The sequence below is a fragment of the Spirillospora sp. NPDC000708 genome (genome assembly GCF_040299565.1).
In the GTDB taxonomy this organism is placed as follows: domain Bacteria; phylum Actinomycetota; class Actinomycetes; order Streptosporangiales; family Streptosporangiaceae; genus Spirillospora.
Map to the genome: position 1 here is coordinate 23,525 of NZ_JBEPCJ010000022.1, position 15,625 is coordinate 39,149.

The 15,625-nt window shown below is 75.4% G+C and carries 15 protein-coding genes; 11 read left to right on the plus strand and 4 right to left on the minus strand.

Features of this window, described 5'->3' with window-relative positions; genetic code table 11:
* Complete coding sequence (locus tag ABT299_RS17880; protein ID WP_387028937.1) at positions 1-711, plus strand: endonuclease/exonuclease/phosphatase family protein; 711 nt, start codon at positions 1-3, stop codon at positions 709-711.
* Positions 712-793: 82 nt separating this feature from the next.
* Here the strand turns inward: ABT299_RS17880 and ABT299_RS17885 are convergent, their stop codons facing one another.
* Complete coding sequence (locus tag ABT299_RS17885) at positions 794-1,750, minus strand: hypothetical protein (protein WP_190867379.1); 957 nt, start codon at positions 1,748-1,750, stop codon at positions 794-796.
* Positions 1,751-2,195: 445 nt separating this feature from the next.
* Here ABT299_RS17885 and ABT299_RS17890 point away from each other — a divergent pair, with 445 nt between their 5' ends.
* From ABT299_RS17890 to thiI, 8 genes are all read left to right on the plus strand, one after another.
* Positions 2,196-2,864, plus strand: coding sequence for a lysophospholipid acyltransferase family protein (locus ABT299_RS17890; protein WP_500251449.1), 669 nt, complete (start codon positions 2,196-2,198; stop codon positions 2,862-2,864).
* Between the two features lie 3 nt (positions 2,865-2,867).
* Complete coding sequence (gene macS, locus ABT299_RS17895; RefSeq protein ID WP_500251450.1) at positions 2,868-4,079, plus strand: MacS family sensor histidine kinase; 1,212 nt, start codon at positions 2,868-2,870, stop codon at positions 4,077-4,079.
* A gap of 33 nt (positions 4,080-4,112) precedes the next feature.
* Entirely contained in the window at positions 4,113-4,751 is a 639-nt protein-coding gene (locus ABT299_RS17900) for a response regulator (RefSeq protein ID WP_190861926.1), read from the plus strand.
* A gap of 97 nt (positions 4,752-4,848) precedes the next feature.
* The gene (locus ABT299_RS17905; RefSeq protein WP_500251451.1) at positions 4,849-5,853 is read left to right on the plus strand and encodes a TIGR04222 domain-containing membrane protein; all 1,005 of its coding nucleotides are present in this window, start codon (positions 4,849-4,851) and stop codon (positions 5,851-5,853) included.
* Positions 5,843-6,697 (plus strand): MbnB/TglH/ChrH family RiPP precursor modification enzyme, encoded by an 855-nt coding sequence (locus ABT299_RS17910; protein WP_500251452.1) that lies wholly within the window; start codon positions 5,843-5,845, stop codon positions 6,695-6,697. Before ABT299_RS17905 ends, ABT299_RS17910 begins: the two co-directional genes overlap by 11 nt.
* Positions 6,698-6,728: 31 nt before the next feature.
* A complete protein-coding gene (locus tag ABT299_RS17915) occupies positions 6,729-7,253 on the plus strand; it encodes an SCO6045 C-terminal-like domain-containing protein (protein ID WP_500251453.1) in 525 nt (174 codons plus the stop codon).
* A 105-nt stretch (positions 7,254-7,358) separates the two neighbouring features.
* Positions 7,359-8,384, plus strand: a complete 1,026-nt coding sequence (locus ABT299_RS17920; protein WP_190861885.1) for a 6-phosphofructokinase — start codon at positions 7,359-7,361, stop codon at positions 8,382-8,384.
* A gap of 127 nt (positions 8,385-8,511) precedes the next feature.
* The gene (gene thiI / locus ABT299_RS17925; RefSeq protein WP_387028947.1) at positions 8,512-9,747 is read left to right on the plus strand and encodes a tRNA uracil 4-sulfurtransferase ThiI; all 1,236 of its coding nucleotides are present in this window, start codon (positions 8,512-8,514) and stop codon (positions 9,745-9,747) included.
* 57 nt (positions 9,748-9,804) lie between these two features.
* On the opposite strand, the gene ABT299_RS17930 is transcribed toward thiI, so the two are convergent.
* The 3 genes from ABT299_RS17930 to aroF all read right to left on the minus strand — a co-directional run bounded on the left by ABT299_RS17930 (position 9,805) and on the right by aroF (position 13,099).
* The gene (locus ABT299_RS17930) at positions 9,805-10,743 is read right to left on the minus strand and encodes a DUF5954 family protein (RefSeq protein WP_190861881.1); all 939 of its coding nucleotides are present in this window, start codon (positions 10,741-10,743) and stop codon (positions 9,805-9,807) included.
* 41 nt (positions 10,744-10,784) lie between these two features.
* Positions 10,785-11,774: an EamA family transporter gene (locus ABT299_RS17935; RefSeq protein ID WP_500251454.1), complete on the minus strand. Its 990-nt coding sequence runs from the start codon at positions 11,772-11,774 to the stop codon at positions 10,785-10,787.
* A gap of 284 nt (positions 11,775-12,058) precedes the next feature.
* Positions 12,059-13,099, minus strand: a complete 1,041-nt coding sequence (gene aroF / locus ABT299_RS17940; protein ID WP_190861879.1) for a 3-deoxy-7-phosphoheptulonate synthase — start codon at positions 13,097-13,099, stop codon at positions 12,059-12,061.
* Positions 13,100-13,380: 281 nt separating this feature from the next.
* Between aroF and ABT299_RS17945 the strand changes: the two genes are divergently transcribed.
* Together ABT299_RS17945 and ABT299_RS17950 are read left to right on the plus strand one after the other, a co-directional pair.
* A complete protein-coding gene (locus tag ABT299_RS17945; protein ID WP_190861877.1) occupies positions 13,381-14,004 on the plus strand; it encodes a sulfite oxidase-like oxidoreductase in 624 nt (207 codons plus the stop codon).
* A gap of 103 nt (positions 14,005-14,107) precedes the next feature.
* Entirely contained in the window at positions 14,108-15,556 is a 1,449-nt protein-coding gene (locus ABT299_RS17950) for a histidine kinase (RefSeq protein WP_500251455.1), read from the plus strand.
* Positions 15,557-15,625 lie beyond the last annotated feature (69 nt).

Genomic DNA, 15,625 nt, shown 5'->3' on the forward strand with positions numbered 1-15,625 from the left:
GTGGCGACGCCGGTCCGGGTGCTGAGCTACAACATCCGGTCGCTGCGCGACGACCCGGAGGCCGTGGCGCGCGTCGTGCGCGCGAACGGCCCGGACGTGCTGTGCCTGCAGGAGGTGCCGCGGTTCTGGGGCTGGCGGGCGCAGCGGCGCCGGCTGGCGCGGGCGTGCGGGATGGACGTGGCGGCGGGCCGCCGGGCGTGCGGCCTCGCCGTCCTCGCGGCGCCGCGCGTCCGCCGCGTCCACCGGGAGTTCCACCTGCTGACGCCCGACGAGGGCCTGCACCGGCGGGCGCTGGCCGTCGCGGTGCTGGAGATCGGGCCGGCGCGGCTGATCGCGGCGAGCACCCACCTCGACCTCGCGGACGGGCCGCGGCTGCGGCACGTCCGCGAGGTGCTGGCGCTGCTCGACCGGGCCCGCGCCCGGTACGGCGCGCCGGTCGTGCTCGCGGGCGACGTCAACGAGGAGCCGGGCGGCCCGTCGTGGACGCTGCTCACCGAGCACTTCCAGGACGGCCACGCGACCGCCCCGGCGGGGGAGCCGCTCACCTTCTCCGCGCGCGACCCGCGCCGCCGCATCGACGGGGTGTTCGCCGACCCCGGCGTCGAGGTGGCCGGATGCGGGGTGCCGCCGGACGAGCCCGGCGACCACGTCCGCGCCACCGACCACCGCCCGCTGCGCGCCGACCTCCGCCTGCCCGCCGGGCCCGGTTAGCCGGCGCCGCCCGGACCACCGCCGCCCAGAGGGCGCCGGTCAGAGGGCGCCGGTCACGGAAGCCCGTCCGGACGGCCGCTGGTCAGACGACGGCGCCGTCGTCGGGGTCGCGGGGCTCGTCGCCCATCCGCAGCACGAGCGTCACGAACCCGCCGATGAACGCGGCGACCGCGAGGAACGCGGCCCAGCCGGGCACCTCCCAGTCGAGGATCACCGTGACGAGGAGGTAGACCGGGCCGCCGATCAGCGCGATCCAGGCGCCCTTGGTGAGCGGGTCCGCGCTCGGCAGCGGCGGGGGCGGCGGCGGGATGTAGTGGCCCTCGTCATCGGCGTCCGGCGGGAACTCGGGGGCCTCGTCGGCGGGCCGGATGACCCGGGCCCGCGGCAGCCGGCCCGTCCGGTCGTCGCCCTCGCGGGGCGGCGCCGGGCGCTCGTCGATGTTCTCCTGGTCGGGCCAGGGGACCTCGTCGCCCTCCGGCGCCGTGTCGAACCCCGCGACGATCGCGGCCCAGATGGCGTCCTCGTCGAGGTCGCGGCCCTTGCCGCCCTCGTCGCCCTTGCCGGGCGTCCCGGACCCGCCGCCCGCCTCGCCGTCGCCGCGGCGCCCCGGCGCGTCGAACACGCCCTCGAACGCCTCGTCGAAGGACCCGTCGAGCCCCCCGTCGAGGCCGCCGTCGCGCGGGCCGTCGTGCACCCCGTCGCGCCCGGCCGGCGTGTCCGGCGCGGAGTCGGCCAGGTCGGGCTCGGGGCGGCCGTCACCCTCCCCGCGCACGCCGGCGTCCCGCAGCCGCGCCAGGTGCGCGCGCAGGATCCCCTCGGCGGCCGGCTTCATGTCGACGTCCACGTACAGCCGGTCGAGGACGTCGCCGACGGGGCCGCCGGCCGTCCCGGCGATCCCGGGCAGGCCGTCCGGCGACGCCGCGTACGCCGCCACGCCCGCCTCGCCGAGCGCCGCCAGCATCGCGTCGGCCAGATGCGGGGCGAGGTCGACCAGCGGCGCGTAGGTGTCGGCGGACAGTCCATTGCCACGGCGATTCACGGGGCCGGCTCCTTCGACGACTCCGGCGTGACCGACAGCACCGGCATGGCGGCCTCCGCTCCCCCATTGAGGTGTGCGCCCGGCCGCCCGCCGCGGTGCGCGGCGGCACTCCCGGACGACCCGAAACGTGTGTCCCACGGTATTCGCTGCGCCGCCCGGGACAAGCCCCCGGGCGCACCCGATTGAGATTTCCGTTCAGAGCCTACGTTCATCTGGGCGCGGGGTGTGCCGGACCGGCCCCGGGCACCGGGACAGTGGTGTGGGCGAGGAACCGCCGGGATGCGAAGATGTCCCATCATTACCCCCCTCGGACGGGGACTCGGTCTTGCGCGCCGCGTGCGCACGCGGCTCGGAGGAAGGTGTCGGCATGCTCTGGTTCTGGATCCTGCTGAGGGTCGTACTCTCACCCATCATGTACGGCGCATGGTGGCCGCGGAACCGGGGCATGAGGAACGTCCCCAAGCGCGGCCCCGCGCTGCTGGCGTGCAACCACCAGTCGTTCGCCGACCACTTCTTCGGCCCGCTGCCGCTGATGCGGCCGATCTTCTTCATCGGCAAGGGCGAGTACTTCACCGGCAAGGGGCTCAAGGGCCTGATCAGCAAGGGGTTCTTCACCGGGGTGGGGGTCGTCCCGGTCGACCGTACCGGCGGCCCCGAGGCGGACGCGGCGCTCCAGACGGGCCTGCGGATCCTCGGCGAGGGCAAGCTGCTCGGCATCTACCCCGAGGGCACCCGGGCGCCGGACGAGAGGCTGTACCGCGGCAAGACCGGGGTGGCGCGGCTGGCGCTGAAGTCCCGCGTCCCGGTGATCCCGATGGCGATGATCAACACCTTCAGGCTGATGCCGCCCGGGCAGCCGTACCCGCGGCTCGGCGTCCGCCCCGGCGTGCGGTTCGGCGAGCCGATGGACTTCTCCCGCTACTTCGGCCGCGAGGACGACCGCGAGGTGCTCCGCGAGGTCACCGACCAGATCATGGAGGCGATCCGGGAGCTGTCGGGGCAGGAGTACGTCGACCGGTACGCCGCCGAGGTCAAGGCCGAGATGGCCGGCAAGCCCGTCCGCCGCGTCGACGACGAAGGCGACGACGGCGACGAGGGCATCGCCGAGGACTGAACCGTGCGCGACGACACCGGCGGGGGCATGGCCGGCCTGGACGCGGCGCTGTGGCGGTCCGTGGCGGTGTACCGGGCGCTGGCGCTGGTCTACGCCGCCGTCGTCATCGGCAAGAACTCCGGCGGCTACGCGCACCCGCTGGGCGGCTGGGCCGTCCTCGGGGTGCTGACCGTCTGGACGGGCGTCGCGACGCTGGCGTACCGCGACCCGTCCCGGCGCGGCTGGCCGCTGCTGTCCGCCGACCTCGCCGTCGCGTTCGGCTGCATCCTCGCGACCGCCTGGGTGGAGACACCCCACCACATCGCGACGGGCCGCCCGACGCTGCCGGTGTCGTGGGTCGCCGCGTCCGTGCTCGCCTGGGCCGTCGCGGGCGGGCGGCGGCGCGGCGTCATCGCCGCGCTCGTGCTCGGCGTCGCGAACCTGCTGGTGCACGCCGCGGCAGGGACGGCCGGCGGGATGGGCAACACCACGCTGAACGGCATCGTGCTGCTGTTCCTCGCCGGCCTGGTGGTCGGCCAGGTGGTGCGCCTCGCGCGCGAGGCGGAGGCGCGGCTGGCCCGCGCCGTCGAGCTGGAGGCGGCGACCCGGGAGCGGGAGCGGCTGGCGCGCCGCATCCACGACTCGGTCCTGCAGGTGCTGGCGATGGTGCAGCGACGCGGCGGCGAGGCCGGCGGCGAGGCGGCCGAGCTGGGCCGGCTGGCGGGGGAGCAGGAGGCGGCGCTGCGCGCCCTGATCGGCGCCGGCCCCGGGACCGGCCCGGTCCCCGCCGGCGGCGCCGTGCCGCGCCCGGCGGACGGCGGGGGGCGCGAGGCCGACCTGGCCCCGCTGCTGACCGGCCAGGCGTCCGCGTCGGTGACCGTGTCGACCCCCGCGACGCCCGTGCCGCTGCCCGAGCACGCCGCCCACGAGGTCGCCGCGGCGGTCGCGGCGGCGCTGGACAACGTCCGGCGGCACTGCGGCGACGGCGCCCGCGCCTGGGTCCTGCTGGAGGACGGCCCCGGCGAGGTCACCGTCAGCGTCCGCGACGACGGCCCCGGCATGCCGCCCGGCCGCCTCGACGCCGCGGCCGCGTCCGGCCGGCTCGGCGTCGCCCAGTCCATCCGGGGCCGCGTCCGCGACCTCGGCGGCACGGTCTCGATCGTCTCGGCGCCCGGCGAGGGCACCGAGATCGAGATGACCGTTCCGCGTAGTTCCGTGCCGGTCCGCGACGTCTAGGGTGTGAGCGTGAGCGAGGTTCCGTTGAGGGTCATGGTCGTCGACGACCATCCGATGTGGCGCGACGCCGTCGCCCGCGACCTCGCCGAGGCGGGGCACGAGGTCGTCGCCACCGCCGGTGAGGGCCGCACCGCCGTCCGCATCGCCGCCGCCGCGCGCCCCCGCGTCGCCGTGGTCGACCTGCAGCTGCCCGACATCAGCGGCGTCGAGGTCACCCGGCACCTCGCCGCGGCCGACCCGCCCGTGCGGGTGCTGGTGCTGTCGGCCAGCGGCGAGCAGCAGGACGTCCTGGAGGCGGTGAAAGCGGGCGCCACCGGCTACCTGCTCAAGTCCGCCGGACGCGAGGAGTTCCTGGACGCGGTCCGCCGCACCGCCGACGGCGACGCGGTGTTCACCCCCGGCCTCGCCGGGCTCGTCCTCGGCGAGTACCGCAGGCTCGCCGCCGCGCCCGCCCGCGAGGACGACGACGCGCCCCGGCTCACCGACCGCGAGACCGAGGTGCTGCGGCTCGTCGCCAAGGGCCTGACGTACAAGCAGATCGCGCAGCGGCTCGTCCTGTCGCACCGCACGGTGCAGAACCACGTGCAGAACACCCTCGGCAAGCTCCAGCTCCACAACCGCGTCGAGCTCGTCCGCTACGCCATCGAGAAGGGCCTGGACGAGGAGTCCTGATCCGGCGGCGCCTGTCCGATAACGGCCGGTACGGAACCGGCACCCCGGTCCCCGCGTCCCCAGAGGACGGCCGACGGCGGACGAAAGGGGCGGCGGATTGGGAGCGACACAGGTCTCCATCCTGGTTCTGGCGGTGTACGCGCTGGTCGCGGCGGTCCTGCTGGTGGCGCCCGCGCGGACGCGGGCGGCGGTGCGCCGGGGCCGTCCGCCCATCCGGGACCTGGATCCCCGCGAGGTCGCCTACCTGCGCGGCGGGGAGCCGGCCGCGGCCGCCGTCGCGATGGCGGCGCTGAAGCTCGACGAGGCGATCGAGGTCCACGCCGACGGGCGGATCAGTCCCGGCGAGACGGCGCCCCGCGGCGGCGCGGCGCTGGACGCGGCCCTGCACGCCGCGCTCGCCGAGTCCGCGGATCCGACACTGCCGGGTCTCGCCGCCGAGCCCGGCGTCCGGGACGCGTTCGGCCGGCTCCGCGGCGACCTGGCCGCGCAGGGCCTCCTCGTCCCCGAGGACGCGCGGCGCCGCCTGAGGCGGATGCTGTGGCCCGTCCGGATCTGGGCGCTGCTCGGCATCGCCGGGTGGATCGCGGTCGGCACCCGCCACGGCGTGCCGGTGATGACCGCCGGCGTGCTGGTGCTGATCGCGGTCGCCGTCCCGGCGTTCGCGCTCGGCTCGGCCCACGGGCGCACCGCGGAAGGCGACCGGGTCCTCGACCGGACGCGGAAGGACCACGACGACCTGTCGCCGCCGATCGACGGCGCGTACGAGGAACTGGCCGCGCCGAGGATCCTGATGGCCGTCGCGCTCTTCGGCGTCCCCGCGCTCACCGCCTGGGACCCCGTGTACGCCAAGACGCTCGGAGCGGCGCACTACCTGGCGAGCGTCGGGCCCGCCGGGACGTCGGGCGGGGACGGGACGTCCGGCTCGGTGTTCCTGCTCGGGGACTCCTCGGACGGCGGGTACCACCACGGCGGCGGCGGGCACGGCGGCGGGCACGGCGGGGATCACGGTGGCGGGCATGGCGGCGGGCACGGATGCGGCGGTGCGAGCTGCGGCGGCGGATGCGGCGGCGGCGGATGCGGAGGGGGCTGCGGTGGCGGCTGACGGCACGCCCTCCCTGCCCGGCGCGCCCGGCCTGCCCGGTCTGGGCGTCGGCCTCGGCTGGCGGCCGGAGATCGCCGGGTTCGTCGGCGCGCTGCCCGGGCTGCGCTTCACCGAGGTGATCGCCGAGTCCGTCCACCCGGCGCGTCCCGCGCCCGGCCTGCTGGAACTGCGCGGGCGCGGCGCGGCCGTCGTCCCGCACGGCGTGAAGCTGTCGCTCGGCGGCGCCGAGCCGGTGGCCGCCGAGCGCGTCGCGCACCTGGCCGCCTGCGCCGAGGCGCTCGGCGCGCCGCTGGTCAGCGAGCACGTCGCGTTCGTCCGGGCGGGCGGGATCGAGGCCGGGCACCTGCTGCCGGTGCCGCGCACGCGGGCGGCGCTGGACGCCCTCACCGCCAACGTCCGCCGCACGCAGGCCGAGCTGCCCGTCCCGCTCGCCGTCGAGCCCATCGCCGCGCTCTTCGACTGGCCGGACGCCGAGTACACCGAAGGCGACTTCCTCACCGAGCTCCTGGACCGCACCGGCGCCCTCCTGCTGCTGGACGTCGCCAACGTGCACGCCAACGCCCGCAACCGGGGCGAGGACCCGCTGGACCTCATCGACCGCCTGCCGCTGGAACGCGTCGCCTACTGCCACGTCGCGGGCGGCGTCGAGCGGGACGGCCGCTACCACGACACGCATACGGCGGCCGTCCCGCAAGAGGTCCTGGACCTGATCCGGGAGGTGTGCGCGCGGCGCCGCCCGCCCGGGTTCCTGCTGGAGCGCGACGGCCGCTACCCGCCGACCGGCGAGCTCCAGGCCGAGCTGGACGCCATCGCCGCCGCGTCCGGCCTGGCGGCCGTCACATGAGTGCAGCCGTTCACATGAGCGCGGCCGTCACATGAGCGCAGTGGACCCGGGAGCGTTCGACCCCGCGCTGGCCGCGGCGCATGAGGCACTCGTCCGCGCGATGGCGGCGGGGGGCCCGATGCCCGCCGGGTTCGACGCCGCCGCGGTGCGGGCCGCCGCGCACAGCGTCCTGCTGAAACGGGCCGGCGAGGTGGAGCGCGCCTGGCCCGCCCTCGCCGCCGCCTACGGGGCGTCCTGGAAGGCGGAGTTCGCCGCGTGGGCGGCCGGACGCCCGACCCAGGGATCGTTCCGCGACGGGTGGGACTTCGCGCGGGCGCACCGCGACGGCCTCGCCGGGGAGGCGGCGCGGGAACTGGCGCTCGCGGAGATTGGTTGGGCCTATGACGGCGCGTCCGCACCGCGTCGCCGGCGGGCGGCGGTACGGCGCGCACCGGGGGGAGTGGCGGTGCTCTTCCGGGGAAGGGGCCGGATCATCCGGGGCCCGTCGCGCCGGCGCCGCGTCCCGCCGGACGGCGTGCCGCGGGGCGCCTCCGGAGGCTATGGTCTAGACCAATGACGGCACGCCGGGACGCCCGGCGAATGCCCTGCGTAGCCATGCGCTGACCACTAGTCTGGCCATGTGACCCGAGGGAGGAGCCCGGTGGCGGGAGAAGGAGACGGCATGCGAGTCGGAGTGCTCACCGGAGGTGGGGACTGCCCCGGCCTGAACGCGGTCATCCGCGCGGTCGTCCGCAAGGGCGTGCAGGTCTTCGGCTACGAGTTCGTGGGCTTCCGGGCCGGCTGGCGCGGGCCCCTCGAAGGCGACACCGTCGCCCTCGACGTGCAGGCCGTCCGCGGGATCCTGCCGCGCGGCGGCACGATCCTCGGCTCGTCCCGGACCAACCCGGTCAAGGTCGAGGGGGGCGTCGAGCGGATCAAGGACAACCTCGCCGGCCTCGGCGTCGACGCCCTGATCGCCATCGGCGGCGAGGACACCCTCGGCGTCGCCCGCGAGCTGTACGCCAACGGCGTCAACGTCGTCGGCGTCCCCAAGACGATCGACAACGACCTCAACGCCACCGACTACACCTTCGGCTTCGACACCGCGGTGAACATCGGCATGGAGGCCGTCGACCGGCTGCACACCACCGCCGAGAGCCACCACCGCGCGCTGATCTGCGAGGTCATGGGGCGCCACGCGGGGTGGATCGCGCTGCACGTCGGCATGGCCGCCGGCGCCAACGTCATCCTGATCCCCGAGCGGCCATTCGACATCGACAAGGTCGTCGAGTACGTCGAGAGCCGGTTCAAGACCCGCTACGCGCCGATCATCGTCGTGTCGGAGGGCGCCCACCCGATCGACGGGCAGATGCAGCTGCAGACCGGCGAGCGCGACGCGTTCGGGCACGTCCGGCTCGGCGGCATCGGCCAGGCCCTCGCCGACGAGATCGAGAAGCGCACCGGCAAGGAGGCCCGCGCCACCGTGCTCGGGCACATCCAGCGCGGCGGCACCCCCACCGCGTTCGACCGCGTCCTCGCCACCCGGTTCGGCCTGCAGGCCATCGACGCCGTCCGCGACGGCGACTTCGGCAAGATGGTCGCGCTCCAGGGCACCGACATCGTCCGCGTCGGCCTCGACGAGGCGACCAAGGAGCTGAAGACCGTCCCGCTGGAGCGCTACGCCGAGGCCGAGGTCTTCTTCGGCTGACCCGTCCGGCCGAACCCGGCCGAACCTGTCCCTCCCGGCGGGAACACGTTTTCCGGGTCGCGATGTTGGGGTGAGTGGGCCACACTGGAGGCCGCCCCTTGACCCGTTCCCGCCGGGAGGACCACGCATGACCACGCTCGAGACCGCGCCCGCGGACGTCCGGGAGCAGTCCCCGGTCGACGGGGAGCCGTGCGTGCTGCTCAAACTCGGCGAGGTCGTCCTCAAGGGCAAGAACCGCGAGCTGTTCGAGCGCCGCCTGGCCGACAACGTCCGGCAGGCCGTCCGGCCCATCGCCCGCGTCGACGTCATCCGGCGGCACGGCGTCTTCATCGTCCGCAAGCACGACGCCGATCTGGCCACCATGGAGCGGGTCGCGCAGCGGATCACCGACGTCATGGGCATCGTGTGGGCGCACCGCGCCTGGCGGGTCGGCAAGGACCTCGCCAGCGTCGAGCGCGCCGCCCTGGAGCTCATGGACGGCCGCCTCGGCACGTTCGCCGTCCGGTCCCGGCGCCGCGACAAGCGCTTCCCGATGACCTCCACCGAGCTGGACCGGCACATCGGCGCGCTCGTCGCCGCCCGCTACGGCCAGCCCGTCAAGCTGAAGGACCCGGTGCACACCCTGTCGATCGAGGTCGACCGGGACGAGGTGTTCGTCTACTCCGGCGGCCTGCCCGGCCAGGGCGGCCTGCCCGTCGGGATGAGCGGCCGCGCCCTCGTGCTGATGTCCGGCGGCATCGACTCGCCCGTCGCCGCGTACCGGATGATGCGCCGCGGCCTGCGCGTCGACTACCTGCACTTCTCCGGCATGCCGTTCACCGGCCCGGAGTCGATCTACAAGGCGTACGCGCTGGTCCGCGAGCTGGACAAGTTCCAGGGCGGGTCCCGGCTGTTCGTCGTCCCGTTCGGCAAGGCGCAGCAGCAGATCAAGTCGTCCGGCGCCGACCGGCTCGCGGTGATCGCGCAGCGCCGCCTCATGCTGCGCACCGGCGAGGTCCTCGCCCGCCGCCTCCGCGGCTCCGCGCTGATCACCGGCGACGCGCTCGGCCAGGTGTCCAGCCAGACCCTCGCCAACATCACCGCGCTGGACGACGCCGTCGAGCTGCCCATCCTGCGCCCGCTCGTCGGCATGGACAAGATCGAGATCATGGACCAGGCGCGCCGCATCCGCACGCTGTCCATCTCCGAGCTGCCCGACGAGGACTGCTGCACGATGCTCGCGCCGCGCCGCGCCGAGACCCGCGCCAAGATCGACGACCTCCGGCAGATCGAGAAGCGCCTCGACGTCGGCGAGCTCGCCGACCAGCTCGCCGAGTCCGTCCAGGAGCACCGCCCCGTCTACGGGGACGCCGCGGCGTCCTGACCCCGTCCGACCGCTCCGGCCCCGCGTCCTCGTCCCGAGGGGGCGGGGCCGCCGCGATCAGTACTGGTCGAAGTCGGTCGGACGCGGGGGCTCGGGGCCCTCGGGGCCCAGGAGGGTGATGCGCTCGATGCGGACGATCCGGAAGCGGCGTCCCGCGACCGAGATGCCGTTGCGCCGGGGCTCCTCCGCCAGCAGCTCCGCGGCCTCCGCGTAGGCGGCGGCGTCGGTCTCGCCGAGGGCCTCGACGGCCGGCGCCACGTCGCGCAGGTAGCCGGCCAGCGAGTCGCGGGCCTGCTGCGGGGTGGCGTGCAGGCGGCCGACCGGGCGCCAGCGGCGCTCGCGGGACGGCCCGCCCGGGACGCCGGGGCCGCCGGGGCCGCGCTCGGCGACGGTGAACGCGGGCGCGAGCGCGACCGGGGTGAGGAACGCGCCGGACGGCTCGCTGCCGCTGAGCGCCGCCGCGTCCAGCACCTGGCACAGCAGCTCGGCGGTGGCGAGGTCGGATCCGGTGCCCTCGCCCGACAGCAGGTCGTAGGGGCGGCGGTAGGAGGCCGGGACGGACGCCGGACGCGGGTCGGGGTCGCTCGGCCGGGGCGGTTCGGGGCCGTCCGGGCCGGTCCGCACCAGCTGCTCGACCCGTACGATCGCGAACCGCCGGCCGGCCGCCGCCACCGTGTCGGACGGCCCGGTCCGCAGCGCCGCCGCGGCCCGCCGGAACTCGCCCGCGGCCCCCTCGTCCATCCGGGCGGCGCGCTCGTCGAGGTGGTCGGCGAGCAGCTCGCGCGCGCCCTGCGGCAGCGGGTCCGGCGGGCAGACGACCTGCCAGCCGCCGGAGACCCGCTCGGCCGCGGTGAACAGCGGGCCGACCGCCACCAGATCGGGGTAGGCGGCGAGGGAGCGGCAGGCGTCCGCCAGCATCACGGCGGCGACCGGGTCGACGCCGTCCAGGTCCTCCGGGAACAGCCGTCCCCCGGCGTCGCCATCGCCCATCGTCATGCCGGACATCATCCTCGCCGCCTTCCGATCTGGCGAGTGGTTCAGACCAATTCGTTACCGCTCGGCCCGCGTTCCCCGTGCTTTCGCGGACGCCGCGCGGGCGCGAAGAGCACGACGAGGCCGGCGGCGAGCAGCGCGAGGCCGGCGTAGGCCGTCCCGCCCAGGTGCTCGCCGAGCACCGCCGTGCCGAGGACCGCCGCGACGGCGGGTTCGGCGAGGGTCAGCGTCGTCGCCGTCGTGGCGGGGGTGCCGCGCAGCCCCCGCGCGAACAGCACGTAGCCGAGGCCGGTGGTGACCGCGCCGAGGTAGAGGGCGGTCGCCGCGCCGGAGCCGGTGAGCAGCCACCCGGCGGGCTCGGCCGCGAGGACCGGGACGAGCAGCACCGCGGCGGCGCCGAACAGCGCCCCGGCGGTCGCCCGGTCGTCCTCGCCGCGGATGATCAGGGCGGACGCGGTGGTCGCGTACACCGCGTAGGCCAGCCCGGACAGCAGCGCGAGCGCGATGCCGGCGGGGTCGACGCCGGAGCCGTGCCCGGCGCCGACCAGCAGGGCGCAGCCGCCGACGGCGCCCGCGGTCGCGAGCGTCCAGCGGCCGGTGAGGACGGCCCGCCGCGTCGCGAGCCCGATCAGCCCGGTGAACGCGGGCGCGCTGCCGATCGTGACGACGGTGCCGACGGCGACGCCGGTCCGGGCGACGGCGACGAAGAACGCGACCTGGTACACCGCGATCGCCGCGGCGCCGAGCGCGAGCGGACCCAGGCGGGACCGGCCGCGCAGGAGGCGGCGCAGGCCGTCGCGGCGGGTGGCGGCGGCGAAGGCGAACAGCAGCAGCCCGCCGATGACGATCCGGGCGGCGGCGACGGAGACGCTGGACGCGCCGGGCGCGAAGGTGCGGGCCGTCCCGGTCGTGCCCCACAGGGACGCGGCGAGGAGGATGTCGGCGCCGCCTCCGAGGGCGCGCCGGGCGGCCGGGGACGCGGGCGCGGATGCCCGCCGGGATGTTCCGAAGGTTCTGGACGTGCGCAGAGACACGGGAAAGGCTCCTGGGCTCGAATCGGGAGGGAAGGATCCGGATCCGGGGCGCAGGAGAACGCGGACCGGGCGCGATCGCGCCGGGTCCGTCAGGACTCGCAGGGAGGTGCCGTCGCCGCGCCCCGTCAGGAGCGGGGCGGGCCGAGGTTCGAGGTCCAGTACGCCATGCCCACGAAACTACCAGCAGCCCGCACTCGCGTTGACTCGCGGCGTATCGCCGTCATGAAGGTCCTCATGAGGGCGACACGCCACAAGCCGACGGGGCCGGGCGGCGCCGGGCCGGGTCAGGCGGGGACGGGGCCGGGCGCCTCGGTCAGGGTGCGGCCGACGATGGGCGGCAGGTCGCGCATGAGCTTGGCCAGCTCGCGCAGGTCGCCGTCCACCAGGGCCTGCGGGCCGTCGCACAGCGCGGTCTCCGGGTGCGGGTGCACGTCGATGATCACGCCGTCGGCGCCGACCGCGACGGCCGCGCGGGTCAGCGGGAGCACCAGGTCGCGGCTGCCGCCCGAGTGCGACGGGTCCACGATCACCGGCAGGTGGGAGAGGCGCTGCGCCACCGGGACCGCGGAGATGTCGAGGGTGTTGCGGGTGGCCTTCTCGAACGTACGGATGCCGCGCTCGCACAGCACGATGTCGAGGTTGCCGCGCTGCGCGACGTACTCGGCGGCCATCAGCCACTCCTCGATCGTGCCGTTCATGCCGCGCTTGAGCATCACCGGCTTGCCGGACTCGCCCGCGGCCTGCAGCAGCGCGAAGTTCTGCGCGTTGCGGGTGCCGATCTGCAGCATGTCGGCGTAGGACGCGACGAGATCGACGTCCCCGGCGTCCACCACCTCGGTGACGATCGGCATGCCCGTCTCCTCCCGCACGTCCGCGAGGATGCGCAGGCCGGCCTCGCCGAGGCCCTGGAAGGCGTACGGCGACGTGCGGGGCTTGAACGCGCCGCCGCGCAGCAGGGTCGCGCCCGCCGCCTGCGCCATCTGCGCCGCGCCGAGCGTCTGCTCCGGGGTCTCCACCGCGCACGGGCCGGCGATCAGCGTCACCGTGCCCGGGCCGATCGGCACGCCGCCGACCCGCACCACCGTGCGCTCGGCGTGGTGCTCGCGGCTCACCAGCTTGTAGGGGACCGAGATGCGCACCACGTCGGTCACCCCGCGCATCCCGCGCAGGTTCAGCGACCCGAACTGCTGGACGTCGCCGACGAGCCCGACGATGGTGCGTTCCACGCCCCGGCTGACGAACGCGTCGCCTCCCGCCGTCTCGACCAGTGAGACGACGGCCTTGATATCGGCTTCGGTGGCCTCCGGGGCCATGACGACGACCATGGGTGTGCTGCCTCTCCTCATCACGCGGACCGCGCGCGGATCCGGGCCGGATCCCGCGGACGACCCCCTGGAAACGACGAGAGCCCCGGGCCGATGGGGCCCGGGGCTCTCGCCTTGTGGTCTGTCAGCGCAACGTCTGGCAGACCAGCCGCCCGGGCTGGTCGAACCAGAAGAAATACACGATGTTGCGCACGGGCTCAGCGTAGCCGATGCGCGCCGCCGAATCCCGCAAGGCCCCCGAATATGGCTCAGCTCACGCCTGATGGCAGGATGGCGGCGTCATGTCCCACCCCGAACCGTCCGCGCCGCAGCCGCGGGACCTGCCGCCAGGCCAGTACGTCCCCCGGGGCTGGCCGGTCCTCCACTACGGGCCGGTCCCCAAGTTCCGTCCCAAGGACTGGGACTTCCGGGTCTTCGGCGCCACCGCGTCGGGGGAGCAGCACCGGTGGAGCTGGGAGGAGTTCGACGCGCTGCCGCGGGTGCGCGCGATCTCCGACTTCCACTGCGTCACCAAGTTCACGATCCCCGGCAACGAGTGGGAGGGCGTCCCCGGCTCGGCGATCGTCGAGCTGGCGCCTCCCGCTCCGGACGTGACGCACGTGATGGTGTGGGCCGAGTACGGCTACAGCGCCAACATCCGGATGAGCGACTTCCTCGCCGACGGGACGATGTTCGCCACCCACCACGACGGCGAGCGGCTCACCGCCGACCACGGCTTCCCGATCCGGATCGTCGTCCCGCACCTGTACGCGTGGAAGAGCGTGAAGTGGGTCCGGGGCGTGGAGTACCTGGTGAAGGACCGCCGCGGGTTCTGGGAGGAGCGCGGCTACCACAACGTCGCCGACCCCTGGTCCGAGCAGCGGTACTCCTACCAGGAGGACGAGGGCGAGGCGCCGCCCCTCTGAGCCGCCCCTCTGAGCCGCCCCTCTGAGCCGTGAGGGGCCGGACACCGCCGTAAATCGGCAACACACCGACCTTGGCGGAAGACAACCGTTACCGTACGTTGTCATGGTCCTACCGTCCGTCGCGGACATTCTCGCGGGCGCCCTGGCCGCGGGCGCCGCCGCGGGCGCGGTCGCGCTGCGCGGGCGGCTGCGGCTCCCGCGCCGCGCCCCCGCCGTCCCGGCGGAGCAGGCGTCGTTCGCGACCCTGCACGCCCTCGCCCGCGTGGCGCCGCCGCTGCGCGGCGGGCTGACCCCCGGGTCGGCCCGCAAGGCGGCCCGGCACCTGCGGACGCTGCTCGGCGCCGAGGCCGTCGCGGTCGTGGGCATCCCCACCGGCGACGACGACCCGTACGCGGACGCGCCCTACGGCGACGATCTCTATGACGACGACCGGTACGACGACGACGACCTGTACGACGACGATCCCCACGGCGCCGACCGGTACGGCGACGAGCCGTACGCCGAGGGCGCGTACGGCGGCGGCGACCGCGCCGCCGGTGCGCGTCCCGGCGGCGGCGCCGACCCCGCCCCCCGGTTGCTGGCCTGGGACGGCGCCGGACGCGACGAGCACGCCGGCGACGCCGTCGCCCACGCGCTGCCCGTGCTCGCCTCCGGCCGCCCCCGCGTGATCGCCCCGGAGCTGCTCGGCTGCCGCGACCCGCTGTGCCGCGTCCGCGTCGCCATGGTCGCGCCGCTCACCATCGAGGGGCGCGTCGAGGCGACCCTCACCGCGTACTGGACCGGTCCGTCCACCGCGCGCGTCCGCGCCGTCGGCGAGGCGGCCCGGCTGGTCACCGGCCAGCTCGAGCTGGCCCGGCTGGACACCGCCCGGATCCGGCTCGCCGAGGCCGAGATGCGGGCGCTGCGCGCGCAGATCTCCCCCCACTTCGTCTACAACTCGCTGACCACGATCGCCTCGTTCGTCCGCACCGACCCCGAGCGGGCCCGCGGCCTGCTGCTGGACTTCGCCGACTTCGCCCGCTACTCCTTCCGCGACCCGCGCGACTTCACCACCCTCGCCGACGAGCTGCGCTCCATCGACCGGTACCTGCTGCTGGAGCGCGCCAGGTTCGGCGAGCGGCTGCGGTTCGACGTGCAGGTGGCGCCCGAGGTGCTGCCCGTCGCCGTCCCGTTCCTCGCCCTGCAGCCGCTGGTGGAGAACGCGATCCGGCACGGGATGAAGGGCACCCGCGGCCCGCTGCACATCTCGATCGTGGCGCGCGACTCCGGCGCCGAGGCCGCGATCAGCATCGAGGACGACGGGGTCGGCATGGACCCCGAACGGCTCCAGGAGATCCTCGCCGCCCCGATCGGCCGCCCGGGACCGACCGGATGGGGGAGCGTCGCCACCCCGGACCGGCGCGGCGGCGGGATCGGGCTCGCCAACGTCGACGAGCGGATGCGCCAAGTCTATGGAGAGGAGTACGGCCTGACCGTCGAGACAGCGCTCGGAGCGGGAACGAAGGTCAGATTGCGCGTTCCGAAGTACCGTCCGGGCATCTTTCCGGACTGAGCGTCCGCACCCCGGTGCGGTACTCACTTTTCGGAACCGATTGCGGACAGACGGTAATCGCGGCAAAGT

What these genes read in the sequence shown, in the direction of transcription:
- thiI (WP_387028947.1), top strand. Translation starts at nt 8,512, where the DNA reads ATGACCACGCTCGAGACCGCGCCCGCGGACGTCCGGGAGCAGTCCCCG.
- ABT299_RS17930 (WP_190861881.1), bottom strand. Translation starts at nt 10,743, where the DNA reads ATGACGATGGGCGATGGCGACGCCGGGGGACGGCTGTTCCCGGAGGAC.
- ABT299_RS17900 (WP_190861926.1), top strand. Translation starts at nt 4,113, where the DNA reads ATGGTCGTCGACGACCATCCGATGTGGCGCGACGCCGTCGCCCGCGAC.
- ABT299_RS17890 (WP_500251449.1), top strand. Translation starts at nt 2,196, where the DNA reads ATGAGGAACGTCCCCAAGCGCGGCCCCGCGCTGCTGGCGTGCAACCAC.
- ABT299_RS17950 (WP_500251455.1), top strand. Translation starts at nt 14,108, where the DNA reads ATGGTCCTACCGTCCGTCGCGGACATTCTCGCGGGCGCCCTGGCCGCG.
- aroF (WP_190861879.1), bottom strand. Translation starts at nt 13,099, where the DNA reads ATGGTCGTCGTCATGGCCCCGGAGGCCACCGAAGCCGATATCAAGGCC.
- ABT299_RS17915 (WP_500251453.1), top strand. Translation starts at nt 6,729, where the DNA reads ATGAGCGCAGTGGACCCGGGAGCGTTCGACCCCGCGCTGGCCGCGGCG.
- ABT299_RS17945 (WP_190861877.1), top strand. Translation starts at nt 13,381, where the DNA reads ATGTCCCACCCCGAACCGTCCGCGCCGCAGCCGCGGGACCTGCCGCCA.
- ABT299_RS17920 (WP_190861885.1), top strand. Translation starts at nt 7,359, where the DNA reads ATGCGAGTCGGAGTGCTCACCGGAGGTGGGGACTGCCCCGGCCTGAAC.